Below are 4806 nucleotides of genomic sequence, written 5' to 3'. Positions count from 1 at the left end.
CAAGGCTCTCGACTATATCGCCGCCGAGCCGGATTTCTGGATCCACGCTTGAGCGAAAACCCGCTCAAAATGGCCAAAGTCGAGCTGAGAGGCCTCGGCGCGAATGGAAGATTGTCGAGAAGCGCGGCGGCCGATACGTGCTGGATTGCATCCAGAACCCGAAGGTCAGTCGGTTCCTTGACGCCGAGGCACTTTCAGATCAGCAGCGGTATGAGAAGCGACAATGATGATCTAGCTGTGAAAGGCTTCGTGCATGAGCGTCTATTTCAAAGAATTGGACTACCGCCTGACACCCATCGGCGCGCTCAGCTTGCGGCGGCGACGCCAACTGTCGCTCGGCGTCGATGTCTTCGAGATCAAGCTCGGTGACGAGCATCTTATGTCGAGCTTGTTCACGGCTTCCGAGATCGCACTGGCCCGGCTCGTTCTCGCGGCAGTCGTTGGCGATAAGCTCGACGTGGTCGTCGGCGGGCTCGGGCTCGGCTACACGGCTCAAGCCGTTCTGGAGCAGGAGGTAGTCGGCTCGCTGATCGTTGTGGAAATGCTGGATGCGGTGATCGACTGGCACCGATCCGGGCTGCTCCCCCTTGGTCCCGAACTCGTCGCCGACGATCGCTGTCGCCTGGTACAAGGCGACTTCTTCGCCATGGCCGGCGGCGACGACGGGTTCGACCCGGATGCTCCCGGGCGGTGCTTCGACGCGATCTTGGTCGACATCGACCACTCGCCCGATGCGCTGCTCGATGTTCGCAGCACCAGCTTCTATCGACCCGAAGGGCTCCGCGCGCTCGCCGCTCATATCAAGCCCGGAGGCGTCTTCGGGCTCTGGTCGAACGACAAGCCCGACCAGTCTTTCACCGAACGACTGGCGAGCGTCTTCGCCGAGGCCTGGGCGGAGCCAGTGACCTTCCACAATCCGTTGCAGGACCGCCCCTTCACGCAGACGGTTTATCTTGCCCGAACCGCCGACATGTCGAACGAGGCGGCATGACGGCAGCGATCGTAACCAGAAACATCGAACTGCCATCCCCAGCTCTCGAGAGCTGTCCCGTGTGCCGCTCGCCCGCACCACAGCCGTTCCTGTCTGTCGCTGGGCGGGACTACTGGCGATGCGAGATGTGCCAGGTGCGATTTCTCGATCCATGTTAACATCCCTCACGTGAGGCGGAATACGCCCACTACCTGCATCACGAGAACTATCCCGACGATCCGGGCTACCGCCGTTTCCTGTCAAAACTGTCTGAGCCGCTCCTTGCGCAATTGCCGGCGAGATCACGCGGCCTTGACTATGGATGCGGGCCGGATCCAGCGCTGGGTGCGATGCTGCGCGAGGCTGGGTACGAAGTGGCGCTTTACGACCCCTTCTTTCACCCGGATCCAGCGCCGCTTAATCAAACCTATGACTTTCTCACCTGCACCGAGACGGTGGAGCATTTCCATCGGCCTGCGGAAGAGTTCGACCGGCTCATGGCCTTGGTCCGGCCGGGCGGTTCGATCGCGATCATGACCTGCTTCCAGACCGATGATGCCCGGTTTCGCGATTGGCATTATCGGAAGGATCCCACCCACGTCGTCTTCTATCGCGAGGAGACGCTGCGGTATCTGACGGCCTATCGCGGTTGGTCCTGCGACATACCGGTCAAGGACGTGGCGCTGATGCGCAGGCCGGCGGAGCCGGGAGGCGCAAAGTGACCACCTGGCTGCATGAACAGCGGCTGGAAGCCGCGCGCGCAGTCATTCGCGACAGCGGTGCCTGCACCGTTCTTGATCTCGGTTGTGGCGATGGTGATCTCCTCACGCGCCTGGCGACGGAGTCTCAGATCGAACGGATTGTTGGCGTCGATCTGTGCCGAAATGCTCTCGGCCGCCTTCGTGTGCGCCTCGACGCGTTGAAAGGGGGAGACACGGCGAAGGTCGATCTCATCCACGGCTCGATGGTGGACGGCGGGGCGGTGCTCTCGGGATTCGACTGCGCCATGCTGATCGAGACGATCGAACACGTCGACCCTGAACGGCTTTCGGTCGTGGAGCGAGCCGTGTTTGCCGAGATGCGGCCGCAAACCGTGGTGATCACGACGCCGAACGCGGAATTCAATCCGCTGCTCGGGGTGCCGCCTCACCGGTTTCGCCATCCCGATCACCGTTTCGAGTGGGATCGCGCCAGATTCCAGCGATGGGCATGCGGTGTTGCTGCGCGGAACGGTTACGACGTGGTCTGTCACGATATTGCAGGTCATCACCCCGCCCTTGGAGGCGCGAGCCAAATGGCGGTGTTCGATATCGCTGCCTGTTCCGGCGATCAACTCGCCGCCTGAGGATACTTAAACCAGAAGCAACCAGATCGAAGATGACCTCTGCCGAAACCGAAGAACATACCCGCTTGGGAACCTGCCAGCAGCGCATTCAGAGCAATCTGCGGACCATCGGTTCGCGCCTCAATGGCTACGCGCGGGAGGTCGAGGAGAACAAGACCTACATGTGGGAGGCGCGGCGCGATTTGGACCACATCGACAAGATCGCCATGCGCCAAGCGTGTCAAGCGATCGAACATGTTCCAAGGCGTCGAGGACGAAGTCGGCATGGGCTGTTCGCGACACGCGCCAGCCGACTATGCGGCGGGCGAACGTGTCGATGACGAAGGCCACGTAGATGAAGCCTCGCCATGTGGNGGCGTCGAGGACGAAGTCGGCATGGGCTGTTCGCGACACGCGCCAGCCGACTATGCGGCGGGCGAACGTGTCGATGACGAAGGCCACGTAGATGAAGCCTCGCCATGTGGCGACATAGGTGAAATCCGAAACCCACAGCATGTTCGGCCGCGGCGCTTTGAACTGACGGTTCACCCGGTCGAGGGGACACGGCGCCGATGTGTCGCTGATGGTGGTCCTGACGGATCTGCCGCGAATCACGCCCTTCAGACCCATCTGGCGCATCAGCCGGGCGACGGTGCAGCGTGCAACGTCGATGCCCTCGCGCTTCATCTGACGCCAGACCTTGCGAACCCCGTAGACGCCGAAGTTCGCCTCGAAGACGCGGCGGATGTCCTCGCATAGCTCCTCGTCGCGGCGTTCTCGAGCCGGTCGGCGATCCGGGTAGCGCTTGCGGGCCGCGTGCTCGTGGTATGTCGACGGGGCGATCGGCAGAACCCGGCAGATCGGCTCGACCCCATAGACATCACGATGATCGTCGATGAACGCCGTCATCGTCTGAACGGGCGGTCGAGCTCCGCCTGGGCAAAATACGCCGATGCCTTGCGCAGGATCTCGTTGGCCTGACGCAACTCGCGAACCTCACGTTCGAGAGCCTTGATCCGGTCGCGCTCCACGCTCGTCGTGCCAGCGCGAACGCCTTGATCACGTTCGGCCTGCCTGACCCAGTGGCGCAGCGTCTCCCCGGCACAGCCGATCTTCGCCGCGATGGAGGAAATCGTCGCCCACTGCGAGGCGTGATCGCCCTGATGCTCCAGGACCATTCGGACTGCCCGTTCGCTGACCTCCGGTGAATATCTCTTCGATGTCGTCTTCGTCATCATGACCCCATTCTCTCAAGAATTGAGGTCTCCGGGAAACCCGGGGGGTTCACTGCAACACGTTCCGTCTACGACGGACGGGGCTAGATGAGCCATTTTCTGAGGGACGCCGTTGGCGAGCGCGGCCGTCTGCACTCTCGCGGCAGCCTTCCTTCAGTCGGTCCGCGCGAAACGAAATAGAAGATTTCCGGCACCATTCCCGCTTTTGGAGTTGATGTCGGATCTGCGAAATGGCACCAGGGGGATAGGCACGGACTCATTCAGTTGGGTGGCTATGCTGGGCGCCGATCCCTCAGCCAATCTCAATAGCGCATCGCTACACCTTGGCCCGCCTCAGAGCGGCGCGATCGATACGCTTATCAAGCAAAAAGTCATCATGAACTTTGAAACGCTCCGCCGCGAGTGGTTCGGGAACGTCCGCGGCGATCTCCTCGCCGGGATCGTCGTCGCCCTTGCCCTTATTCCCGAGGCAATCGCCTTCTCCATCATTGCCGGCGTCGATCCGAGCGTCGGGCTGTACGGCTCCTTCTGCATTGCTGTCCTGATCGCCTTCACGGGCGGACGACCGGGCATGATCTCAGCCGCAACCGCTGCGACCGCCGTCCTGATGATCACGCTTGTGCGGGACCACGGCCTTGAATACCTGCTGGCTGCCACCGTCCTCGCCGGTCTCCTCCAAATCGCCGCTGGATTCCTGAAGCTCGGCAATGCCATGCAGTTCGTCTCCCGCTCGGTGATGACGGGCTTCGTCAACGCGCTGGCGATCCTGATCTTCATGGCGCAGATCCCGGAACTCGTCGGCGTGCCATACCTGACCTACGTCATGGTCGCGGCGGGCTTGGCGATCATCTACCTGCTGCCGCGGCTGACCACGGTGATCCCGTCCCCGCTCGTGGCGATTGTGGTTTTGACCGCCGTCTCGCTGACCTTCGGCATGGACTTGCGGATCGTCGGCGACATGGGCGAGCTGCCCTCCACGCTGCCGGTCTTTCTGATCCCCGACATCCCGCTGAACCTCGACACCTTGATGATCATCCTGCCCTATTCGGCAGCGGTCGCGGTGGTGGGTCTTCTCGAATCCCTCATGACGGCCCAGATCGTCGACGAACTGACCGACACCGGGTCGGACAAGAACCGGGAGTGCGTCGGCCAGGGAGTCGCCAACACGGTGACGGGCTTCTTCGGCGGCATGGCCGGCTGCGCGATGATCGGCCAATCGGTCATCAACGTGAAATCCGGCGGCCGTGGGCGGCTATCCTGCTTCGCTGCAGGCGTTT

5 protein-coding genes, 1 pseudogene and 2 other annotated features are annotated in these 4806 nt (G+C 62.2%); of the genes and pseudogenes, 5 read left to right on the top strand and 1 reads right to left on the bottom strand.

Features of this window, described 5'->3' with window-relative positions; genetic code table 11:
- From VQ044_RS23775 to VQ044_RS23760, 4 genes are all read left to right on the top strand, one after another.
- Positions 1–227: hypothetical protein (locus VQ044_RS23775; RefSeq protein ID WP_331827816.1), on the top strand; the 227-nt coding region annotated here is incomplete at its 5' end.
- A gap of 26 nt (positions 228–253) precedes the next feature.
- A complete protein-coding gene (locus tag VQ044_RS23770) occupies positions 254–991 on the top strand; it encodes a spermidine synthase (RefSeq protein ID WP_327650286.1) in 738 nt (245 codons plus the stop codon).
- Positions 992–1182: 191 nt separating this feature from the next.
- Positions 1183–1692, top strand: a complete 510-nt coding sequence (locus tag VQ044_RS23765; RefSeq protein WP_327650288.1) for a class I SAM-dependent methyltransferase — start codon at positions 1183–1185, stop codon at positions 1690–1692.
- Positions 1689–2315 (top strand): methyltransferase, encoded by a 627-nt coding sequence (locus tag VQ044_RS23760; RefSeq protein WP_327650284.1) that lies wholly within the window; start codon positions 1689–1691, stop codon positions 2313–2315. Before VQ044_RS23765 ends, VQ044_RS23760 begins: the two co-directional genes overlap by 4 nt.
- 354 nt (positions 2316–2669) lie before the next feature.
- Here VQ044_RS23760 and VQ044_RS23755 read toward each other — a convergent pair.
- Positions 2670–3529 (bottom strand): annotated as a pseudogene (locus tag VQ044_RS23755) (IS3 family transposase); the annotation flags it as partial.
- Positions 3129–3245, bottom strand: a sequence feature (AL1L pseudoknot). Its footprint overlaps the pseudogene before it by 117 nt.
- Positions 3530–3778: 249 nt before the next feature.
- Positions 3779–3831, top strand: a sequence feature (sul1 is cis-regulatory element that is thought to sense ions involved in sulfur or methionine metabolism; They are found in Alphaproteobacteria).
- 74 nt (positions 3832–3905) lie between these two features.
- On the opposite strand from VQ044_RS23755, the gene VQ044_RS23750 reads away from it, so the two are divergent.
- On the top strand, positions 3906–4806 hold a 901-nt coding region (locus VQ044_RS23750; protein ID WP_331827813.1), incomplete at its 3' end, for a SulP family inorganic anion transporter.

It is taken from the genome of Aurantimonas sp. C2-5-R2, assembly GCF_036549495.1.
GTDB classification, from domain to species: Bacteria; Pseudomonadota; Alphaproteobacteria; order Rhizobiales; family Rhizobiaceae; genus Aurantimonas; species Aurantimonas coralicida_A.
The sequence above is the reverse complement of the archived record's forward strand: the minus strand, read 5'-3'. Positions and strand labels throughout refer to the sequence as shown.

Coding starts and splice junctions, on each gene's coding strand:
- VQ044_RS23770 (WP_327650286.1), top strand. CDS start 254: ATGAGCGTCTATTTCAAAGAATTGGACTACCGCCTGACACCCATCGGC.